Annotated in this window: 20 protein-coding genes and 1 pseudogene; 6 read left to right on the plus strand and 15 right to left on the minus strand. The window is 29.9% G+C overall.

Translation table 11 applies throughout. The annotated features are described in order from the left end of the window. The first annotated feature begins 47 nt into the window (after positions 1-47). On the plus strand, positions 48-929 hold the full coding sequence (locus CLHOM_RS09315; protein ID WP_052221425.1) for a LysM peptidoglycan-binding domain-containing protein: 882 nt from the start codon (positions 48-50) through the stop codon (positions 927-929). 55 nt (positions 930-984) lie between these two features. Here the strand turns inward: CLHOM_RS09315 and CLHOM_RS09320 are convergent, their stop codons facing one another. Then, positions 985-2,193, minus strand: coding sequence for a GGDEF domain-containing protein (locus tag CLHOM_RS09320; protein WP_052221426.1), 1,209 nt, complete (start codon positions 2,191-2,193; stop codon positions 985-987). A gap of 62 nt (positions 2,194-2,255) precedes the next feature. Beyond that, positions 2,256-2,669 carry an Lrp/AsnC family transcriptional regulator gene (locus CLHOM_RS09325; protein ID WP_052221427.1) on the minus strand — a complete coding sequence of 138 codons (414 nt, stop codon included), beginning with the start codon at positions 2,667-2,669 and terminating at the stop codon, positions 2,256-2,258. A 109-nt stretch (positions 2,670-2,778) separates the two neighbouring features. Between CLHOM_RS09325 and CLHOM_RS09330 the strand changes: the two genes are divergently transcribed. Continuing rightward, complete coding sequence (locus tag CLHOM_RS09330) at positions 2,779-3,531, plus strand: MBL fold metallo-hydrolase (RefSeq protein WP_052221428.1); 753 nt, start codon at positions 2,779-2,781, stop codon at positions 3,529-3,531. Between the two features lie 124 nt (positions 3,532-3,655). Here CLHOM_RS09330 and CLHOM_RS09335 read toward each other — a convergent pair whose 3' ends face one another. After that, entirely contained in the window at positions 3,656-3,838 is a 183-nt protein-coding gene (locus CLHOM_RS09335; RefSeq protein WP_052221429.1) for a 4Fe-4S binding protein, read from the minus strand. A gap of 196 nt (positions 3,839-4,034) precedes the next feature. On the opposite strand from CLHOM_RS09335, the gene CLHOM_RS09340 reads away from it, so the two are divergent. From CLHOM_RS09340 to CLHOM_RS18800, 3 genes are all read left to right on the plus strand, one after another. Beyond that, positions 4,035-4,838, plus strand: coding sequence for an AraC family transcriptional regulator (locus CLHOM_RS09340; RefSeq protein WP_052221430.1), 804 nt, complete (start codon positions 4,035-4,037; stop codon positions 4,836-4,838). A gap of 75 nt (positions 4,839-4,913) precedes the next feature. Then, a complete protein-coding gene (locus tag CLHOM_RS09345) occupies positions 4,914-5,825 on the plus strand; it encodes a DMT family transporter (RefSeq protein WP_052221431.1) in 912 nt (303 codons plus the stop codon). A gap of 184 nt (positions 5,826-6,009) precedes the next feature. Next, entirely contained in the window at positions 6,010-6,144 is a 135-nt protein-coding gene (locus CLHOM_RS18800; RefSeq protein ID WP_278321728.1) for a hypothetical protein, read from the plus strand. A 199-nt stretch (positions 6,145-6,343) separates the two neighbouring features. Here CLHOM_RS18800 and CLHOM_RS17890 read toward each other — a convergent pair whose 3' ends face one another. The 8 genes from CLHOM_RS17890 to CLHOM_RS09380 all read right to left on the minus strand — a co-directional run bounded on the left by CLHOM_RS17890 (position 6,344) and on the right by CLHOM_RS09380 (position 16,395). Further along, positions 6,344-6,514, minus strand: a complete 171-nt coding sequence (locus CLHOM_RS17890; protein ID WP_074782701.1) for a DUF1540 domain-containing protein — start codon at positions 6,512-6,514, stop codon at positions 6,344-6,346. A gap of 137 nt (positions 6,515-6,651) precedes the next feature. After that, complete coding sequence (locus CLHOM_RS09350) at positions 6,652-8,010, minus strand: sensor histidine kinase (RefSeq protein ID WP_082204393.1); 1,359 nt, start codon at positions 8,008-8,010, stop codon at positions 6,652-6,654. Beyond that, positions 7,971-8,663 carry a response regulator transcription factor gene (locus tag CLHOM_RS09355; protein WP_052221433.1) on the minus strand — a complete coding sequence of 231 codons (693 nt, stop codon included), beginning with the start codon at positions 8,661-8,663 and terminating at the stop codon, positions 7,971-7,973. The genes CLHOM_RS09350 and CLHOM_RS09355 overlap by 40 nt, the downstream gene beginning before the upstream one ends. Before the next feature lie 98 nt (positions 8,664-8,761). Further along, positions 8,762-11,800, minus strand: a complete 3,039-nt coding sequence (locus CLHOM_RS09360) for an efflux RND transporter permease subunit (protein ID WP_052221594.1) — start codon at positions 11,798-11,800, stop codon at positions 8,762-8,764. A gap of 16 nt (positions 11,801-11,816) precedes the next feature. Next, entirely contained in the window at positions 11,817-13,022 is a 1,206-nt protein-coding gene (locus tag CLHOM_RS09365; RefSeq protein ID WP_052221434.1) for an efflux RND transporter periplasmic adaptor subunit, read from the minus strand. Positions 13,023-13,055: 33 nt separating this feature from the next. Beyond that, complete coding sequence (locus tag CLHOM_RS09370) at positions 13,056-13,301, minus strand: hypothetical protein (RefSeq protein ID WP_052221435.1); 246 nt, start codon at positions 13,299-13,301, stop codon at positions 13,056-13,058. Positions 13,302-13,485: 184 nt separating this feature from the next. Continuing rightward, positions 13,486-14,232 (minus strand): AAA family ATPase, encoded by a 747-nt coding sequence (locus tag CLHOM_RS09375; protein ID WP_052221436.1) that lies wholly within the window; start codon positions 14,230-14,232, stop codon positions 13,486-13,488. Between the two features lie 90 nt (positions 14,233-14,322). Further along, a complete protein-coding gene (locus CLHOM_RS09380; RefSeq protein WP_052221437.1) occupies positions 14,323-16,395 on the minus strand; it encodes an MASE3 domain-containing sensor histidine kinase in 2,073 nt (690 codons plus the stop codon). Between the two features lie 272 nt (positions 16,396-16,667). Between CLHOM_RS09380 and CLHOM_RS09385 the strand changes: the two genes are divergently transcribed. Continuing rightward, complete coding sequence (locus CLHOM_RS09385) at positions 16,668-17,351, plus strand: TIGR01906 family membrane protein (RefSeq protein ID WP_052221438.1); 684 nt, start codon at positions 16,668-16,670, stop codon at positions 17,349-17,351. Between the two features lie 25 nt (positions 17,352-17,376). Here the strand turns inward: CLHOM_RS09385 and CLHOM_RS09390 are convergent, their stop codons facing one another. From CLHOM_RS09390 to CLHOM_RS09400, 4 genes and pseudogenes are all read right to left on the minus strand, one after another. Continuing rightward, complete coding sequence (locus tag CLHOM_RS09390; RefSeq protein ID WP_052221439.1) at positions 17,377-18,498, minus strand: hypothetical protein; 1,122 nt, start codon at positions 18,496-18,498, stop codon at positions 17,377-17,379. Continuing rightward, positions 18,495-19,121 carry a TetR/AcrR family transcriptional regulator gene (locus tag CLHOM_RS09395; RefSeq protein WP_052221440.1) on the minus strand — a complete coding sequence of 209 codons (627 nt, stop codon included), beginning with the start codon at positions 19,119-19,121 and terminating at the stop codon, positions 18,495-18,497. Before CLHOM_RS09395 ends, CLHOM_RS09390 begins: the two co-directional genes overlap by 4 nt. A gap of 266 nt (positions 19,122-19,387) precedes the next feature. After that, a pseudogene (locus CLHOM_RS17895) lies at positions 19,388-19,641 on the minus strand (ATP-dependent Clp protease proteolytic subunit); the annotation flags it as partial. Next, on the minus strand, positions 19,614-19,829 hold the full coding sequence (locus tag CLHOM_RS09400) for an AraC family transcriptional regulator (protein WP_052221441.1): 216 nt from the start codon (positions 19,827-19,829) through the stop codon (positions 19,614-19,616). The gene CLHOM_RS09400 and the pseudogene CLHOM_RS17895, both read right to left, overlap by 28 nt. Positions 19,830-20,047: the final 218 nt, after the last annotated feature.

The raw sequence follows: 20,047 nt of genomic DNA on the forward strand, positions 1-20,047 counted from the left end.
TTTCTCCAAAGAATATAATGTAGCAAAAACTAAAAAAGGAGATTAGGATGATATATTTTATTAAGAAAAATGATACCCTATCCAAAATTGCAGCAAGATTTAAAACAACTGTTAAAACTATAATAAATGCAAATGTTATTTGTAATCCTGGTTTAATTTTTATAGGTCAGCCTCTAATAATACCTGATAATAACATTCAACTTCCAAGAGCAGGTGCAGGACCTTATTATATTGTACAGCCTGGAGACACATTATCTTGTATTTCAGAACAAACAGGAATAAGCTTACAAACACTGATGGATATAAATAATATAAAAGATCCTAATATTCTTTATGTAGGAAAAGAGCTTATCCTTACTCCACCTACTACTAATGATCCTAAAGAATTAAAGCTTACTTGGGAAAGAAGTCCTGATGAAAATTGTAATGTTTATGGTTTTACAGAACATGGTGTTTACTACAATGGTTCCTTTGAATGGGCTGCCTTTGGAGGGGAAGCTATAGATTATTTGTTGGAACTATTAAAAAATCCCTGTGATATTGTACGTAGATATGCTGTTATTAGTTTGGGTCGTCTTGCTTTAAATGGGAAGGTTAGAAAAACTCTTAATACACTTGTAAATGATGAATCTATTTCTGATATGGTAAGATTGGCCATTCGTCGAATTGACCTTAATGCCATGGGATTAGATAGAATTCATGTTAATATTATGGATAATAACCTATTAAGTGAGCCTAATCTTTCCTCAGCATCAGTGAAATTGCCAAAGGGCTCTGGAGTAATAATATTGAAATGGTTTATTCCCAGTCCTACTGGGGAAGAAGGTCCAAGGGGAGGCATTCAGATTTATGACTATGTACAATTTATAAGTACAGGGCAAATAGGGTTTGTACCACGAGTAGGCTATGCGGAAATCCCTTATATTTAAATTTTATTGAAAGTCACTCCCCATTTAAAAATAGTAATATTTTATCTGAATACTTCTAATAATATATAACATTATTACGTTTTTTCTTAGCTTGATATAAAGCATTATCGGTAGTCCTAATTAATTTTTCAATAGAGGATTCATCAGATGGGATGAGAGTATGGACTCCTAAACTAATTGTAACATACTTGGAAATGAAAGAATATGCATGGGGTATAGCTAGTCCTTCAACGTTTTTTCTCAATTGTTCAGCAAGCTCTAATGCTTTTTCTTTATTGATACGAGGAAGAATAATTACGAATTCCTCACCTCCATACCTTGCTACAATATCCGAGAAAGGTTTTGCAGAGGCTACTAAAGCTCCTGCTACTTGTCTTATGCAATCATCCCCAGCCTGATGTCCATAGTTATCGTTAAATAATTTGAATAAATCTATATCTACCATAATTAATGATAAAGGTTCTAAACTTTCTTTACACCTTTCCCATTCCTCCTTCATTGTTTTATCAAATACTAGTCTGTTTAGGATGCCAGTTAAACTATCAGTTTTAGATAGTTTTTCTAGCTTTCGATTTGCTTCCTCTAACTCCTTGTTTACCCTATTTAGTTCATAAGTCTTCTCTTCTATTATCTTTTTATTATTGAATTCTTCAATATAATTCTTGTATCTTATACCTGAGATTACCCAGGATGATATTAAAAAGAAAGTGCTATTAACAATATTCCCAAATACAATTTCACTGGATTTCTGAAAATATGGTAAAAGTATAATAAATAATGCTTGAGAAATTAAATAAATTATAAATAACTCAGTTGGTTTAAATATTGGAACTACAGCAACTGACATTATTGCTACAACATAGACAATAATTTGACCATATGATAATTGATCTATTAAAGATATTCCTACACACCAAGATACTAGAGTTATTGAAAAAATTATCCCAGTAATCTTTATACTTGTACCATTTTGGGGAATATTTTTTTCTAAGTTAAGATATATAATTAAGTATATTATCATAGCTATAATCAATATAACATACATAACTCCATAATACATATAAGGTGGTTTTAGCATATCCCCTTTCTTTAAAATTAAAGAAGATATTATCATTATAAGTTCCATAAGTATAAAAGTTATTGATATAACCTTACCTCTAACTAAATTAATACTATTAAGACTAATTTCAAACTCCCTTGCGTATTTTTCTGATACTGATACTTGTATAAGACCTCTTACTAACTTTAATAAATTAAAAAACATCCAAACTCCACCTAACTTCTTATACTATTCCCTGATATTAATTTACCATAAAATCAAAAAATTTACTTTACTTTTTCAATCGATAAATTCAGCTTATAATTACCATATTTCAGTATCTCATCTAATATTCCTATAATCTCTTCTTGAGTAGATGCATTTACCTTTAATAAATAGCATCCTTCTCCACTAATTCTATTTGCTTCAGATATGCTAGGGTTACTTTGAATATATTTTTGAAATGAAGCATGATCTGTGGTTTTCATAAAAATTGTTACAAAGGCAGTTAACCCTTTCCCCACGCTCTTAGGATCGATTTTTATGGTATAACCCTGAATAACTCCTGACTTCTCCATTCTATTTATTCTATTTCTAACAGCCTGTCCGGTTAAATGAACTTGTTCACCTATTTCCTGCATCTGCATTCGTGAATTTTCTGTAAGTAACCTTAATATTTCAATATCTGTCTGATCAAGCATAATTAAATAAATCCTTTCATGGTGAAATCATTTTTACTTAAATCATTTCTCTAATCAACTAATACTAATAATATAATAAATATATCATAAAGATTTGGAGGTATAAATATTGAAAGTTCAATTGATTCGTCACGCTACCTTAATAATATCCCTAAACAGCAAAAGGATCTTAGTAGATCCTATGCTAAGTGAGACAAACTCTATGGCTCCTATACCAAATGTTCCTAATCAGAACTATAATCCATTAGTAGATCTGCCAATAGCTGTTTCAAATATTATAAATTGTGATGCTGTACTCTTAACTCATATTCATAGAGATCACTTTGATGATGCAGCTACAAAACTACTTCCAAAGAATATACCAATGTTCTGTCAGCCAGAAGATGAAACTAATTTACTCTCTTACGGCTTTACTTATGTACATCCTATTCATGATAGCTACACTTGGAATAATATAACATTTAATCGAACTGGCGGAAAGCATGGTCATGGTTTTATTGCTAAAAAAATGGCACCAGTATCAGGATTTATTATATCATGTCCTGAAGAACCCTCAGTATATATTGCAGGCGATACAATATGGTGCAAGGAAGTTGAAAAATCCATAGAAAAATACAATCCACATATAATTATTTGCAATTGCGGTGCTGCACAATTTCGCTTTGGCCGGCCAATTACTATGACCAGCAAAGATTTATATAAATTGCGATACAAATTTGAAAAAATAAAAATTGTTGCTGTTCACATGGAAGCATGGAATCATTGCAGATTGTCAAGAAAAGATTTAAAAATTTACCTCGCTTCTGAAAACATTGAAGCCAATGTATTTGTACCTAAGGATGGAGAAATATTAAATTTTTAGATTTAGATAAAAAAACGGAACTACTATTTTATTAGCAGTTCCTAATTTTAATTAAGGTAATATATTCATGTAAAATATCCCCATAAAATTATCTTCTACATTTCATATTTATATAAGCTTATAATCAAGCTGTTCTTATTGCTCCCATTGGGCAATAATTTACGCACTTTTTGCAATCAATGCATTTATCTTTATTAATTTTCGGTGCACCAAAACCTCTTTGCTCTATCGCTCCTACTGGACAAACTCTTACAGCTGGGCAAGGATGGTTTTGAGGACATCTATTTTCATTAACAACAATCGCCATAAATTCACCTCTCTTCAAAATCCCCAGACCTTATATACCCCCCATAGGTATATAATATCACATATTTATTCTTATTTCAATATAGAATCTAAATTAGAATTTATAGCTTTTTTTAAGCTAGTCATTATTGTTATAATATTTTTATGTTGAAACTTATATATTTACATGATTACTTTAAATATAAATTGGAGGTACTATGGAAGGTAAAGGGATAAGGTATTATTTTAATGACATGAATGGAAACATAGAGATAAAAAATTGCTCAAACTCTGTTCATTCTTCAAGGGCACATTTTCATAATGAAGTTTCAATAGCTTTAGTTGAAAGTGGTGTTAGTAGAACAGAAATAGGAGATGCAATGTATGAAATTACCGGGAACACATTTTTAATAATTCCACCAGGAGTAGTTCATAAATGTAATCCCTATAATTATAACGATTGGAATTTCAGAATGCTTTATATAAGTCCTAGCTGGTTTGAGTCTGCTTTTAATATTAAAGGTGAACAGATTAAGTTTTCTTATGTAAAATTAAATAAAACAACATCTTTAGCAATAATTAATCTCCTTAACAATATAGAAAATAATATAATTGACGTAGAAGGCGAATCTAGATTGCTTAACTCTATTTCACTTTTATTTGATGCTGAAAACACTAATAAAGAGATTTCTAAAATTACTTACCAAAGACAATTAGATAAAACAAAGGAATTCTTAGATGCTAACTATTTAAGTACTATAACCCTTGATGATCTTATACAAGTGTCAGGAATAAGTAAGTATTATCTAATAAGGCAATTTGAAAACTCTTATGGCTTATCTCCTCATAAATATATAACCAACTTACGTGTAAATCACTCAAAAGAACTTCTGAAAACTAGTATGGATTTTTCTGCTATTGCATTAGAAAGCGGCTTCTATGATCAAAGTCACTTTTCAAAATGTTTTAAAGAGTATACTGGAGTTACACCTAAAAAGTATAGAAATAATTTTACTCTGTAACTGCAACTTTTTACAATATATATTTTTTGCTTTAGTTTATAATTACTCTAAAGCAAAGAAAGAGGGTAATTTCACATGCATAATAAAAGTTCTTTAGGACATTTTTTGGCAATTATTACAATACTAATTTGGGGTACAACCTTTGTGTCAACTAAAATATTACTAACGGTATTTTCACCTATAGAAATACTAGTATATCGCTTTGTAGGTGCATTTCTAATATTGGCTTTAATTTGTTATAAAAAGATTAAAATATTATCTACAAAAGAAGAATTCCTATTTTTCTTATTAGGAATTACTGGAGTAACAATTTATTATTTTACTGAAAATCTAGCTTTAAAATATACCTATGCCTCAAATGTAGGATTAATAGTATCAGCAATTCCTATATTTACAGCCCTGGTTGCTCATTTTGTAACCAATGATGAAAAGTTCACTATTAATTTGCTCTTAGGCTCTGTCATTGCAATGATCGGAATTTTTATTGTTATCTATAATGGAAAGACATTAAAACTAAACTCAACTGGTGATTTTTTAGCATTAATATCTGCAGTTTCGTTTTCTTTTTATTCAGTATTAATAAAAAAAGTAAACAAAAGTTATAGCCAAGCTTTTGTTGTTACAAAGACATTTTTTTATGGAATAATTACTATGATACCAATTTTAATTATTTCAGATGCTTCTTTATTTAAGGTTTCTGATTTATCAATCAAAATAATTTTAAACTTATTATTCCTTACAATTTTAGCATCTTTACTGTGTTTTATAATGTGGAATAAAGCAATAACTTTAATAGGTTCAGTAAAAACTACAAACTATATATACTTAGTTCCTTTAATTACGATAATATCTTCCGTGATTATTTTGAAGGAAAAAGTAAATATATTGATGATATTTGGAGGTCTATTAATATTCCTTGGTGTTTTCATAAATGAGAACAGATGGTTATCGAAGGTATTTAAGACTAACACTTTAGATTTAGATTAATACATTAATTGATGTAATAAATATAGGCAAAGAATAAAGAAGTAGTAATGTCATTCTTTATCCTTTGCTTATTTCATTTTTTTAGTCCATGATTAAAAACTCTTCAAAAATTTTAACACAATCTTAATTAATATATAACATAATTGATATATATTTAAAGTGTTATATGAAAGAAGGTGAAAAATTGAATAAGGAATCAGTATTAATAACTCCTGAAGTTATTGAGGAATGTCTATGTGAGTGCCTTGATGTTTTAGAAAAAAATACTTCATCTCTTGAAAAGAGCACTCCTCATATAGCTCCAAGTAAAAATCATTAAGACAGCCTCAAGGCTTTTTTTATTTTTTGATTAGCATGTAAAAATTCTAAAAAAATATTATGCATTGTTGACTTTTATAATATTTCTCTTATTCTCCTTAAATAAAAAAATCATGGATGATCCAGTATAGCAAACTGATATCTTTCCATGATCTTTAGGTTAAGCCTATTTGTTTTTCACATTTCTCAAAATATATAGCTTATTTTTCAGGAATAAAAGTTGCACAATCTGTTTGTTCTGTACTGCTAGCATTTCTTGGTTGAACCTCTATTCTTTCTGCAGAACATTGATCACCTTTCATGTAATAATGACAAGTGTTTACTACACATTTAATTCCTGCATTTGCATGATCCATTTTATTTACTTTCATTTATTAACCCTCCTTTAATGAAATATTGACTACCTATAATATTATTTGTAGATTCTAATATTTCATGCTGGATATTATTTCTATTTTGTATTTTTTAATCTATTAATGTCATAGCTTTTTCTATGGTAATTAGTATATTACATAGGTATTGAAAACTTTACTCCGAATCCCTTATCTTTCATATTATAAGCCTTTATTTCTCCAAAATGAGCTTCTACTATGCTCTTACATATTGCTAGTCCTAATCCGCTGCCACCTTTTTCTCTGGAACGTGATTTATCAACCCTGTAGAAGTTGCTGAAAATTCTGTTAAGTTCATCCTCAGGAACTCCATTACCGTTATCTTCAACACTAAACCATACAAAATTATCTATAACTTCGCATCTCATATTAATCTTAATTAGTGAATCTGCATATTTTATAGCATTGCTAATGAGATTAGCAAATACTCTTCTCATTTTGATTATGTCAATATGAATAATACTATTATTATTCACTTCACATCTATAAACAAATTCTGCATTGAAACTAGCTAATTCTTCAGAATACTCTTCACATATAGATTGAAAAAAGCTCTTTATATTCACTGGCTCTATCATCATTTTTGTCAGTGAATACTCATTTTTTGTATAATCTGAAAATTCCTCAATAAGTGTTTCAATATCCTTGGATTTCTTATATATTATTTCATAATACTCCTGCTTCTTTTCTTCAGTCTTAATATTGGCGTTTGAAAGCCTTTCTACATATCCTATTATTGATGTAAGTGGTGTTTTTAAATCATGAGATATTGATGAAATCATCTCTACTTGTTGTTGGTAAGAGGCTTCTAATTTTTTTAGCATAATATGAAATTTTTTGTATAAATCACCTATTTCATCATTACGTTTTAATGCTTCAGTGGAAGTATTGCTTCTATAGTTTACATTCTCAAGACCTTTCTGAAGCTTAGTTAATGGCTCAACAATATAATGATGTAGATATATTATTAGCAGTATCATTGCAAAAGATAGTGAAATTAGTATGAAATTTAAAAGTTTATTTTCTGGAAGCATACTAATAATCTTTTTAAGCATGTAAGGACTTTCAACACCTACTAGGTATACAATCTTATCATTTATTTTAACAAACTTCTGAGTACTAAAACTCATGCCCCCATTGTTATTTGCAGTAACCTGAAGTAGTATATCTTCATTTGTATTAAATACTTTAATTTCAACATTTTTTTTAATAGCAAAATCATGGATATACTTATCTATACTTTCTATATCAGGATAACGCTTTCCTATTTCTGCTGAGGTTTCTTCAGCTACACTATCTAATTCTAATCTAAATGCTTCAAGATTCACTCTTATCTCTTTTAGTGCATAGTATTTAAAAAATACTAATACAGCAGCCATATATATTAAAAATCCCACTATTATTACAAGAGGCAATTTAAATTTTATACTAATCTTCACAGCATACCTCCAACAAATTTGTAGCCTATGCCCCATACAGTTTTTATAAAAGCATTCTCCTTATCAAGCTTATTTCTAAGATTCTTTATATGAACCGTAACAGTATTCATATCTCCAAACTCGCTGTTACCCCATACAGCATCATATATTTGTTCTCTGCTCAACACTTTATTTCTATTTTCAGCAAGGTATAAAAGTATCTGGAACTCTCTTGTAGACAAATCAATCTTTGTATTATCTTTGAAAACCTCATAGGTTTCAGAATTTATTTTCATATTTTTAAAAACTAAAACATTTGATAATCCTTTTCCTTGACTTGTATTTCTCTTTTCTCTTCTAATATGTGCATTTACTCTAGCTATCAGTTCGTTTAAGCTGAAGGGCTTTGTAACATAATCATCTGCTCCAACTTCTAGTCCTATAATTTTGTCCAATTCCCTATCTTTTGCACTTAATAAAATAATTGGAGCAGAAAAATCATTTCTTACCCTACGGCATACTTCTAAACCATCCATATTAGGCATCATAATATCAAGAATCACTAATGCAATATCTTCTTCCAACTTAGTTAATACTTCTTTTCCATCATAGGCTCTTAAAACACTGTATCCCTCGTCCTCAAGGCTTTCTGCTATAAGCTGTACGATTTCCCTATCATCGTCTGCAATTAATATCCTTTTATTCTCCATATTCTTCACCCTTTAATTATCCATATAGCTTATTATACTGTGAACTTACCCCACCCACAAGGGTACGAAGTTTTACGGGCTGAATTATAAAACAAACCTTATTTAATAATCCTTTCTACTTTACCAATTACAATACTAAATACTACTGGTATCACAATTAGGGTTAATAATGTGGCAACTATTAGTCCCGCCATTAATGCAATAGACATTGGTTCAAACATACTGCTTCCAGAAAAAGCTAGTGGGATTAGCCCTATGACTGTAGTAATAGTTGTTAACATTACTGGCCTAAATCTCTTCCCTGCAGCTTCCCTACAGGCTTCATCAAGTGATATTCCTAGTCTTCTCTCGCTATTAATATAATCAACTAATATTATAGCATTATTTACAACAATACCTGCTAAGCTGACTATTCCAAAAACTGCTGTAAAAGATAGTGGTTCCTTAAATATAAATAGTCCTAAAACAGATCCAATAATTGAAAGAGGAATTGTCAGCATTATAATTATTGGCTGTATTAGTGAGCCAAACTGAACCATAATAATCATGTATATTATAAGAATTGCAAACAGTGCTACTACACCCATATCTCCAAAATTTTTAGTTATTTGTTCTCTTTCACCATCAAAAGTAGCTTTTACATTGCCTAAATTTTTTGAAGCTAGTTTTTCCTCTAGAATATTCTGTACCTTAACAGAACTATAGCCTTGACTTATATCACTAGTTACCACTACATTGATATTTTTATTGTATTTTTTTATTAATGTGTTTTGTGGCAATAAATTAATTTCTCCAACTTGCTTTAGTAGAATTTTCCCACCTGTTATTGAAGATTTTAAGCTTAGATTTTCTAATTCCTCTTTAGAGCTTATATCACTACTAACAATAACGTTATACTCATTTCCTTCTTCTCTATAGACTGAAGCCTTACTGCCCTTTAAAGCCATATTTATTTGCTTTTGAATATCATATTGTGTTAATCCAAGATTAATTGCAGTTTCACTATCTACATCAATAAAATATTCATATCTTTTATTTGGAACATCTGAATTTACATTTACTGCTCCATCTATACCTCTAAGAGTTTCCTTCACAACATCAGAGGCTTGAATAATCTCATCTAAATTATTTCCAGATACTCTTACTCTTACTGGACTTCCAATAGGTTGACCATTTTCAAGTTCTTTCACAGCTACCTTACCACCTGAAATTTTTGTGTCAAAAAGCTGTTGAAGATAATCTACTAATTCTCCATTAGTTTTAAACCTGTTTCCTTTTCCTAAATCCACTGAAATCATAGTTTGTGCATTATCTATAGCTTGTACTCCTGGTGTTACAGAGAAAAAGAATTTTGGTAAAGGTTCACCTATAGAAGTTGTATAGCTTAAAATTTCACTTTGCTCTGAAAGTATCTTTTCCACCTCATTAGCTATTTTCTCTGTTTTGTTTATATCAATAGCATTTTCTGCATTAATATTTAAATAAATTATGTTTTTATCCGCTTTAGGGAAAAATTCAAGCCCTAAATTTTTAATTATTCCTAAAGAGCCACCTAAAGCTGCTATTGCAAGAGCTACAGTTATTATTTTTTTCTTCATTGCAAGTTGCAGCAATTTACTGAAGAAGTTCTTTATACAGCTGGTTTTTTCTTTTCTGCTGCTCTTTTTAAATAAAATGTAAGCCAATGTTGGAGTTATAAATATAGCTACTCCAAAGGAAGCAAGTAAGGATATTATACATATTTGTGGTATACTCTTCAAAAAATTACCTGCTGCCCCTGCCAAAGTTAATAGCGGCGTAAACACGGCAATGGTAGTAAGTGTTGATGTAAATACAGGCAGGGCTGTTTCTTTTGCACCTTTTATACAAGCTTCCAGCTTATCCTCATCATTATCTATTCTTACTTGTATTGCATCGCTGATTACTATAGCATTATCCACCAGCATTCCTAATGCAATTATTAAAGCGGTAATTGAAATCTGATGAATCTTAATACCAAATAGATTCATAAAGGAAAAGGTTATAAGCATTGATATAGGTATTGCTGTAGAAACTACTATGGCATTTCTAAATCCTATACCAATAAATACCACTAACATTACAAAGATCATTCCCTCAATTAGGTTAATTACGAAGCTATTAACTGAACTTTGTACATCCTTAGGCTGATATAAAACTTTATCTATAGTTAAATTGCTTGGCAAATCCTTCTTTAATTCATTTAGTTTTGCCTCAACTTCATCACCAATTAACACAATATTTTTATTTTCTCTGAAATATCCTGTAAGCAGCACTGCATTTTTCCCATTATGCTTTATCTTATAGCTGGAATCTTCTAAGGCCATTTGTACCTTGGCAACATCTTTAAGTCTTACTAAAGCACCTGTTTCCTTCGATGCATAAACAACAGTACTTTCCATATCTTCTATTGAATTATAAGCTGAAGATGTTTTTACATTTATTTTTGATTCTTTACTACTTATTGCTCCTGCTGGTATTTCTACACTTTGAGCTTTTATTGCATTTGAAATATCTTCAATAGAGATTGGATAATGATTTAATTTATCTTGATCCACTATAATCTTAAGCTCTTTTTCAAGTTTTCCTTTAACTTCAAATCTTGATACACCCTCAATTGTAGATAACTCATTTTTGATTTTATCTGCATATGAAGCTAGTTCTTCATAGCTATAGTTGTCACCAGAAATACTTAAAATCATACCTGCAGTATCAACAAGATTTGTATCTACTTGGATTTCTTGAGCCTGCTCCGGAAGCTCACTTTGAATATTACTTATGCTTCTTCTTAACTCATCCCACGACTTGTCTACATTAGCATCATTAGTGAGAAATATATTTACAATGGAAATACTATCTCTTGAATAAGACTGACTGTAATCATAGCCTTCAATACTTGAAATTTCATCTTCTATCTTACTGGTTATAAGCTTCTCCACTGTTTCAGAGGATGCTCCTGGATATACAGTGGTTATTTTAGCAACAGGTGCACTTATATCTGGAACTTCTTGTCTAGGCATTATATAATAGTTGTATAAACCAGCTATAGCTATAAGAACTATCATAAATAATGTAATTGTTTTATTTTTAATAGCTCTATATATTAATCCTTTTTTCATATCCACTTCACCCCTTCTATTGCTGAGCAATAACCTTAACTCCACTGCTTAAGGATTTTATGCCTTCAATAACCAATATATCTCCTTTTGAAACTCCTGATATTTTTACTTTATCCCCTAAAGTATCTTCAATTTTTATTGGCTTTTTTTCAGCTTTTCCATTAACTATTGTGTACACATAGTCTTCAGTATCATGCATTATTGCATTAATTGGTATAAGCATTCCTGTACTTTCTTCTAGAATAATAGAAGTCTTTCCAATGGCACCAATAGGGAAATCTCCCTTACTTAGTTCAATTTCTGCATTATAAGTCCTACTTTGTTTATCAGGAACCTGATCTATCCTAGTTATTTTACCAGTGCTCTCCTTATCATCTATATTTACCATTACATTTGTTCCTACCTTTACCCTTTGCATATCATCTTGTGATAAACCAATATTAACAATTTCACTTTCGCCTCTTACAGCTATTACAGGATATCCTGCTGCAACTATTTCTCCTGGCTTACTTAGTACATCCACTATATACCCCTCCATTTCAGCTGTAAGCAGTGAGTCCTCTGCAAGTTTTTTCTTGGATTCATAATTAATTTTTGCAGAATCAAGCTGACCTTTAAGAGCCCTAATATCCTCTGAGGATGCCCCTTTTCTTATTTGGTTTAAAGTTTCATTTGCAATATCTAAATCCAGAGCCTTAATATTCATCTCAAGCTTTGCTTTGTCTAGTTCTTCTTTGGTTACTTTTTGCGAATTATACATCATAAGTACCTTTTCATAGGTATTTTTTGAATAGTCATAGGCCTCCTGTGCTTTTTGAACTGTTAATTCAGCTTTCTTTATATCTTCCTCGGAAGCTCCTTTAACTGCTTTATCATATTGAGCCTGAGCAACATCCATCTGGGCTTTTGCTGCATCTATTGAGAAAGACAAATCTTTTGTATCCAGTGACACAAGCTTTTGCCCCTTAGCAACTTTCTGTCCCTTTTCTACATATACATTAGATATCTTTCCAGCACTCTTAAAACTATATTTACCCACTTCTTTTGCATTAACTATTCCTGTATATGTAATGGAATTCTGAATACCCTCTTCTTCAATTTTCATAGTTTTAACTGGTATTACTTTCTCTTTAACTTCAGCTTTATTATCCTTTGCTGAACAAGCTGTAAAGGATACAGCAATTATTATAGTTAATACTAAACTCCCTAATCTTCTCTTCATAATTAACCCTCCATTCTTAACTTTACGACCTTATTAAATCACATTAAAGCCTTCTGTAAGCTTCCTCAAAGCTTCAGCCATATTAGAAAGCTGACTTGTCATTGCCTCTATTTCTTCCATAGTGCTGTACTGTTCTTCAACGCTGCCACTCATCTGCTCAGCTCCTGAAGCCATATCTACAGCTGCTGAAGCTATATTATTCATTGCTGTAGAAATTTCACTAGTAATCCTAGCCTGTTTTCCCACAGCTTTGTCAATATTCTCAATTTCGGGAACCACTTTTCATCACCTCAACTCATTGTATATATGAGTTTATCAGCAAAATCTAAAATAAAAATGTTGAAATTATGAAGAATTATAAAGAAAAAAAGTTGTGGATAAATACATTGTAAAACTGTATTTTATCCACAACTTTCTAATAACTTTTTGCTTTCTGAAAATATGTTCAATTTAATCATTCATTTTAATCATTCATAAGAATATCAAGCATCTTATCTGTATTATTAATAAAACTTTTCATTATCTGATAATGTTCAGTTTCTTCATAATTAACTTTTCTAATTGCATCTTTAATTTCATATACAACAGCGTTAGGATATGCCATTATAATTGGAGAATGTGTTGCTATAACAAATTGGGAGTCCTGTTTAACTAATTCATGTATCTTTGAAATCATAGCCATTTGCCTTGATGGTGACAATGCAGCCTCTGGCTCGTCTAATATATACAAGCCTCTTCCTCTAAACCTGTTCATAAATACTGAAAAGAAGGATTCTCCATGAGATTGCTGGTGTAATGATCGTCCCCCATAAGATGATAAAAGCCCTGGAACTTCTCTTTCAAGATCATCAATATTTGTAGCAAGATTATAAAAACTCTCTGCTCTAAGAAAGAAACCATCCTTTGGAATTCTAATACCTTTAATTAGTTTAATATAATTATGTAATTCTGAATGGGTTTCACTTGTACTAAAATTAAAATTCCTCGTTCCTCCCTCAGCATTGAATCCAAATGCTACAGCAATAGCCTCTAATATAGTTGACTTACCAGAACCATTCTCTCCTACAATAAAAGTAACCTTTGGATGAAATTCTAAACTCTTTAAATGCTTTATTGATGGTAAACAAAAGGGATATTCCCTAAATGAATTGATACTCTCTCTTTTAAGTTCTATACTTCTTAAATACTGATTATTTTGAAATATAACCATATCTACCTCTCTACTTAATTTCTTAAATCTTCATCTTACTTTCTTTGCTTTAATTAATTGTTACTATTACTCCCGCAGTAGTATTAAATATTATGGATAAATATCAGAAAACTCAATACTAATCTTTTCCACCTTGCTTTCATATAACCGATTATCGCTTATTTCTTCTTTCTCTGTAAGCCTAACTGGTAATTCGATAATAAAATCACTGCCTTCTCCAAATTTACTCTTAACCCTAATATTACCATTGTGCATATCTACTATTGACTTTACAAGTGATAATCCTATTCCACTACCTTCACGATTACGAGAAAGAGTTTTGTCTACTTGCCCAAATCTATCAAAAATAATACCTAATTTATCTTGTGGTATCCCTATTCCTGTATCCTTAACAGATATAATTACGCTTTCTCCTACATCCCATAAACTTACTAATATTTGTCCACCTTCGTTAGTAAATTTAATCGCATTAGAAAGTAAGTTTAAAATTATCCTTTCAATTTTATCTACATCAATAGCCATTATCTTTTCTTCAACATCTGTATCAAATATTAATTCAATTCCCTTATTCTCTATATAATCGGCTACTGATAAAGTGATATCTTCTATGACATTTACGATATTGTAGTTCTTTAAATTTAATTTAAAGTAACCTGAGTCAAACTTTGATAAATCTATCAAATTATTTACAAGTCTTAAAAGCCTAAAACAATTTTGTTTCATAACCTTTAGATATTTAACCCTCCTCAATTCAGCTGAGTTATTAAAGGGCTCATCAATAGGCAATAATAATATCTGAATGGCTCCAAATATTACATTAAGGGGAGTTTTAAGTTCATGGGATATATTAGCAAAAAACTCAGTCAGCATTTTATTCAAATCATTTGCCTTCTTTATAATTTTCTTATCTTCCTTTATGTCATTTTTAAGTTGTGCTATTTGCTTTTTAGAGCTAATGTCCCGAAGCATAACTAAAACTGCCGATTCTCCATGATAAGTAAAATAACAATTTAAAATTTCAACATCTAATAATTGACCATCTAGTCTTAATATTTTAGTTTCCATGAATGGACTAGCTTCTTTACGCTCTAAAACACCATTTATTCGTTTAAGTGAATTGTGTCTAACTGCCTCTGGTATTAGTGCATTTATTTCTAATCCTACTATATCATCAGCATTTGAAGCTCCCAACAGCTTAACTACTCTTTCATTGGCAAATATAAACTTATTTTCACAAATTCCAAGAATTGCATTATCACAATTATCCATTATAAAGTTGTAACATTGCTCATTTTTAAATATTATATTTTCAAACTGTTTTATCTTATTATCAGCTATGTCCAAATCATGGCTTATAATATCATATGGCCTCTTCAAGCCTACCTCAACAACCCCTTTATACAGAAAATATGATGAAATGACTTTTATAATATGCCCCATAATACTTGTCCAATCATTTATAAATATATAATTAGTAAAAAACATTTCTGATATTGTAGACAATATTAAAAACCATTCAATATAAACAAATAAACTATGACTTACCTTTTCTCTTAATCTATAATATATAATAGCAGCAATCATAAACGTAACAGCAATAGTATATTCACTCACTATTTTGAAGCTTGTAAGCCTCTCATTTATTACATAAGAATTTGGAAAAACTTTAAAAAATAAAACTGATAATACTAAAAGTATAGTTATACAAATATAAGTGATAAATAGAGTATACGGGTTAATCTTTTTCTTTGGTTTTGCTATCAGAATTACAGCGATTAAAGAAGTAAAAGAATCAATATACCTTGATATAATCCACAATTTAGGTGAAACGTCAAAATTTTCTATGTTACTCAAGAATGGCATACCGTTATATGTAAATAAGTGAAGTATACCTGTTATACCTACAAAAAAATACCCAGTACCCAAAATCAGCAAAAAATTATTTTTATTAATATTATAAGTATTCATTATAAATATGAACGCTACAATAAAAATAAAATTCATAAACAACTCAATTGAAGTATGGAAAATCAGATTATTATGATTATTCATAAGTAATAAAAATAATATAAAAACTGAGAAAATGCTTCCTTCTACAAATGACTCAAATGGTATTTTTTTAATTTTATTGTTTATTGCCCTAAAACCTCTTGCAAATTCCATATCCAATCCCCCTACAAACCTATCTTATACCTTATATTCCAACTTATTGTATGTTATTATGATATTTTCCATTTTACTACTTGCATATTAGTTTGTAAATGTATACCTATAACTTGTAGATAATTGTAACTATGGAGGACACTGCAAATCTTTATAAGTGTTTATTTATAAAATTGTAGGTTTGTAAAAAAGTTAAATACTTCATATCTTCTTCATATTTTTTTCTTATAATTCTTACTACACATAGAAAATTTTTAAATGGGGGTTATAGGATGTATTTACCTAGTTACACACATCAAATCAGAACAAAAAACCAAAGAAAATATAAATTACTTCAAATATTATTTTCTTTAACCTTTAGTTTGTTTATTATTGGTACATCAGTGAAATTTACCTTAATGTTTAAGCCTTTATACTATTTTGATATAGAGTATTTAAATATCGTAGAACAATCAAATTTTAGTAAAGCTGAAATAGTAAAAAACTACGATTATGTTATTGATTATCTATTAAATCCAAAAGCTCAAGAGTTTAATCTTCCTTCCATTCCATATTCAAAATATGGACAAATTCACTTTAAGGATGTTAAAAATATCTTTACTTCTATTGATGTTTTGCTAATTGTAACTGGACTTCTTAATGTTTTTGGATTGATTATTAATCTCAAACGTAAAAACTTTAATTTTCTAAAGCAGACTTCTTCAATATTAATAATACTTCCCATAATACTTTTAACGGCTTTCATGATAAACTTTGATGCCTTTTTTACTATATTTCATAAGATATTTTTTAGAAATGATTACTGGATATTTGATCCAGAACTAGACCCTATTATCAAAATACTTCCTAAAGAATTTTTTTATCACTCTGCGTTATTAATAGTAATACTAATAATATTAATCATCATATTTTTAAAATTGCTCTATAAGAAATTAAGTAAAGTAAAGCTCTACTAAATAGTATATTACACTTTTTCATCAATTATTTTATTAGTATATCTTCAACTAAATGCCTTGGTGTGGTACCCTGTGTTTTTTTTGTAGACTCTTGAAGTCCTAATATTAATAAAACATTTCCGTATTCAGAATATGCTTTACTAAATTCTTTATTGACTTCGAGCATTTCAGGATAAGTCTGTAAAACTTGGACACTAGGACGTATATTTCCACCTTTAACTTCATTAAGAAGATGTTGATAAAATCTACCTGCTTGAATAAAGGCTTCAACAGACTCTTCTCTTGAACAAACCAAAACATATGCACGTTCATCAGCTAATCTTTTTTCGAACGTCTGTATACTTTGCTTACCAAAAGATGACGGATCTTGTGCACTATATTCCATCATAACTTGAGCAAATGGTTTTACAATCATTGGTATATTACTAAGTGTAAGTCCATATCGATATTTATTTTTTGATTTTTCTGTCCATTGAAAAATAGAGAGTAATTCTTTGGTCGCATCTAAGCTCTTTGCTTCTATCTCAGTGCCTTTTCGAAGCCATTCTCTCAGTTTGTTCTTTTCTAAATCATTTGTAATAAAAGCATAAGATAAATTCGGAAATTCTACTCCAACTTGCTCAAGGAGCTTTTTTAAATCTTCCTCTGAAAACTCTTCAGTATCATTGTAGATCCAGCTTGCTGAAATAGTGCTATCAACCTTTTGCCTATTATTAGGTTGAATTGAAATTGTCGCTACATGTGGATAAAGATCGTTAAAGTTAGGATTATGAAGAATCACTTTTGTCTCATACCCAAAACGTTTTGCAGCTTGAGTATAGTTCTCAATAAATGCTCCATGTCCCATCAAAAGTTGTCTATGATCCCGATCAGCTATTTTCAAATCCTTCTTCATATCTGCAAATAACTGAACTTTATCTTCAGATAATTCTTTGACAAGCCATGGTTGCATGTTGTGACTGGAAGATGCCTTAATTCCTTCAGCAATCAATCTCCTCTGGTCATTTTCAAGTCCTTGAACATATTTATCTTGCCAAACCATTGAGTAAATCTTAGCTGAGAATGTACCATCTAAAATAATAATTATCAATAAAACAGATATCACTACTATAACAAATATCATAGCCATTAATTTCCCCTTTCTCACACTATCACCTCTTTCAAAAAGTTCTTCATTAACTCTAAATGTTCACATTTCATAGTGTTCACATCATGTCCATAATATCTTTCTAGCCAAATTCCTTTATCCTTTATGAGTTTTGAGAAACCTAGCAAACTTGACCAGATGAATAATGACAAAATTTCCTCGTTTACTTTAAATCTAACACCATTTGCAACAGCTTTTTTTATCAGAATAGAAATCTCATAGGTATTAGCAATTTCACGGATTTCTTCAACCTGCCTAGAATGACTTTCGTAATATAAACTTTCATTATACTCAACAATCAAATTTGCCATTACATCATTAGTAGTCATAAAATCTAAATATACTGTTCCTAACTTTACAATTTGTTCTTCAAAAGAATGATCTGCTGTAATACTGTAAGCATAACAAAGTTCTTGATTTAATTGCAAAAAACTGTATTTTACTAACGCTAAATACATTTCCGTTTTACTTTCATAATACTTATAAAGTGTTCTTTTACTAATCGCAGCAATTTTAGAAATCTCAATTGATGTTATAGAATCGAGAGTTTTAGTTTCCATTAATTTCAGCAGACCCACTATAATTCTGTTATTGATATCGTTTTTTCTCTGTTCTCTTTTCATAATAACCTCACCCTAATATGTAAACTATCAGTATACTTTTATTATAATATTTTTTTCTCTGATTACAAGAGCATTTTTAAAAAACATTTTTCAATCGTGCTAAACATCTATATATTTCATTTCAATATAGTTTCTTAATGATGTTGGCAGGATGCTCCTGCTTTTGAAATACAAAAAACGCCCTTAGGCGTTTGCTTATTAAATAATACTTTATAAATATTGTAAATATCCTTTACCACATCAGGACCAGAATTTTTTAACAAGTCCTATCTTACAAGGACTTTGTCTATTATTCCATAGTCCAATGCTTCCTCAGCAGACATGAAAAAATCTCTTTCCATATCCTTTTCTATTTTTTTCAATTGGCTGACCTTTAAAACCGCCATAAACCGATGGCTGCAAGTCCTACACATATTGTAGATACGTCTGGTTTAATATATTGCATTGTATCATATATTGCCATTTCAGCAGTAATAGATCCTCCAGGACTATTTATATAAAAGTTAATATCTGCATCTGGAGATATTCTGTAAGCCTTCTCTTTCTTATATATTCAGCCACAGACTCACCGACAACAGCATGAAAAACCCTATGAAAATGGTACTTTGATAGAAAAACCTTATCTGCAAGATCTTTAAGTTCTATTTTATTATTCAGATTATGTTCTATATGTTCAATAGACTTCTTAATACAATCATCATAATTCATATTACTATACCTGCCTCATTAATCTTTTTATATATTATAACTTAACTCCTAATAGAATTCCTGTTCTTTTTTGCTAACTAAATATATCGAATAGTTAGATTGTAGAGATAAATTATTTGTTAAAAGTAAAAAATATGGATAAGATACATTATAATACCTGCACTTTATCCATATTTTTAATACGCATCTCATATCTTTTAAATTCATACTTATCTAAT

This window comes from Clostridium homopropionicum DSM 5847, assembly GCF_001263795.1.
GTDB lineage: Bacteria > Bacillota > Clostridia > Clostridiales > Clostridiaceae > Clostridium_H > Clostridium_H homopropionicum.

Excerpts from the sequence above, each read along its gene's own strand:
- CLHOM_RS17890 (WP_074782701.1), bottom strand. The coding sequence starts at position 6,514 with ATGAAAGTAAATAAAATGGATCATGCAAATGCAGGAATTAAATGTGTA.
- CLHOM_RS09380 (WP_052221437.1), bottom strand. The coding sequence starts at position 16,395 with ATGGAATTTGCAAGAGGTTTTAGGGCAATAAACAATAAAATTAAAAAA.
- CLHOM_RS09315 (WP_052221425.1), top strand. The coding sequence starts at position 48 with ATGATATATTTTATTAAGAAAAATGATACCCTATCCAAAATTGCAGCA.
- CLHOM_RS09345 (WP_052221431.1), top strand. The coding sequence starts at position 4,914 with ATGCATAATAAAAGTTCTTTAGGACATTTTTTGGCAATTATTACAATA.
- CLHOM_RS09325 (WP_052221427.1), bottom strand. The coding sequence starts at position 2,669 with ATGCTTGATCAGACAGATATTGAAATATTAAGGTTACTTACAGAAAAT.
- CLHOM_RS09355 (WP_052221433.1), bottom strand. The coding sequence starts at position 8,663 with ATGGAGAATAAAAGGATATTAATTGCAGACGATGATAGGGAAATCGTA.
- CLHOM_RS09395 (WP_052221440.1), bottom strand. The coding sequence starts at position 19,121 with ATGAAAAGAGAACAGAGAAAAAACGATATCAATAACAGAATTATAGTG.
- CLHOM_RS09375 (WP_052221436.1), bottom strand. The coding sequence starts at position 14,232 with ATGGTTATATTTCAAAATAATCAGTATTTAAGAAGTATAGAACTTAAA.
- CLHOM_RS09360 (WP_052221594.1), bottom strand. The coding sequence starts at position 11,800 with ATGAAAAAAGGATTAATATATAGAGCTATTAAAAATAAAACAATTACA.
- CLHOM_RS09400 (WP_052221441.1), bottom strand. The coding sequence starts at position 19,829 with ATGAATTATGATGATTGTATTAAGAAGTCTATTGAACATATAGAACAT.
- CLHOM_RS09385 (WP_052221438.1), top strand. The coding sequence starts at position 16,668 with ATGTATTTACCTAGTTACACACATCAAATCAGAACAAAAAACCAAAGA.
- CLHOM_RS09320 (WP_052221426.1), bottom strand. The coding sequence starts at position 2,193 with ATGTTTTTTAATTTATTAAAGTTAGTAAGAGGTCTTATACAAGTATCA.
- CLHOM_RS09335 (WP_052221429.1), bottom strand. The coding sequence starts at position 3,838 with ATGGCGATTGTTGTTAATGAAAATAGATGTCCTCAAAACCATCCTTGC.
- CLHOM_RS09340 (WP_052221430.1), top strand. The coding sequence starts at position 4,035 with ATGGAAGGTAAAGGGATAAGGTATTATTTTAATGACATGAATGGAAAC.
- CLHOM_RS09350 (WP_082204393.1), bottom strand. The coding sequence starts at position 8,010 with ATGGGGCATAGGCTACAAATTTGTTGGAGGTATGCTGTGAAGATTAGT.
- CLHOM_RS09365 (WP_052221434.1), bottom strand. The coding sequence starts at position 13,022 with ATGAAGAGAAGATTAGGGAGTTTAGTATTAACTATAATAATTGCTGTA.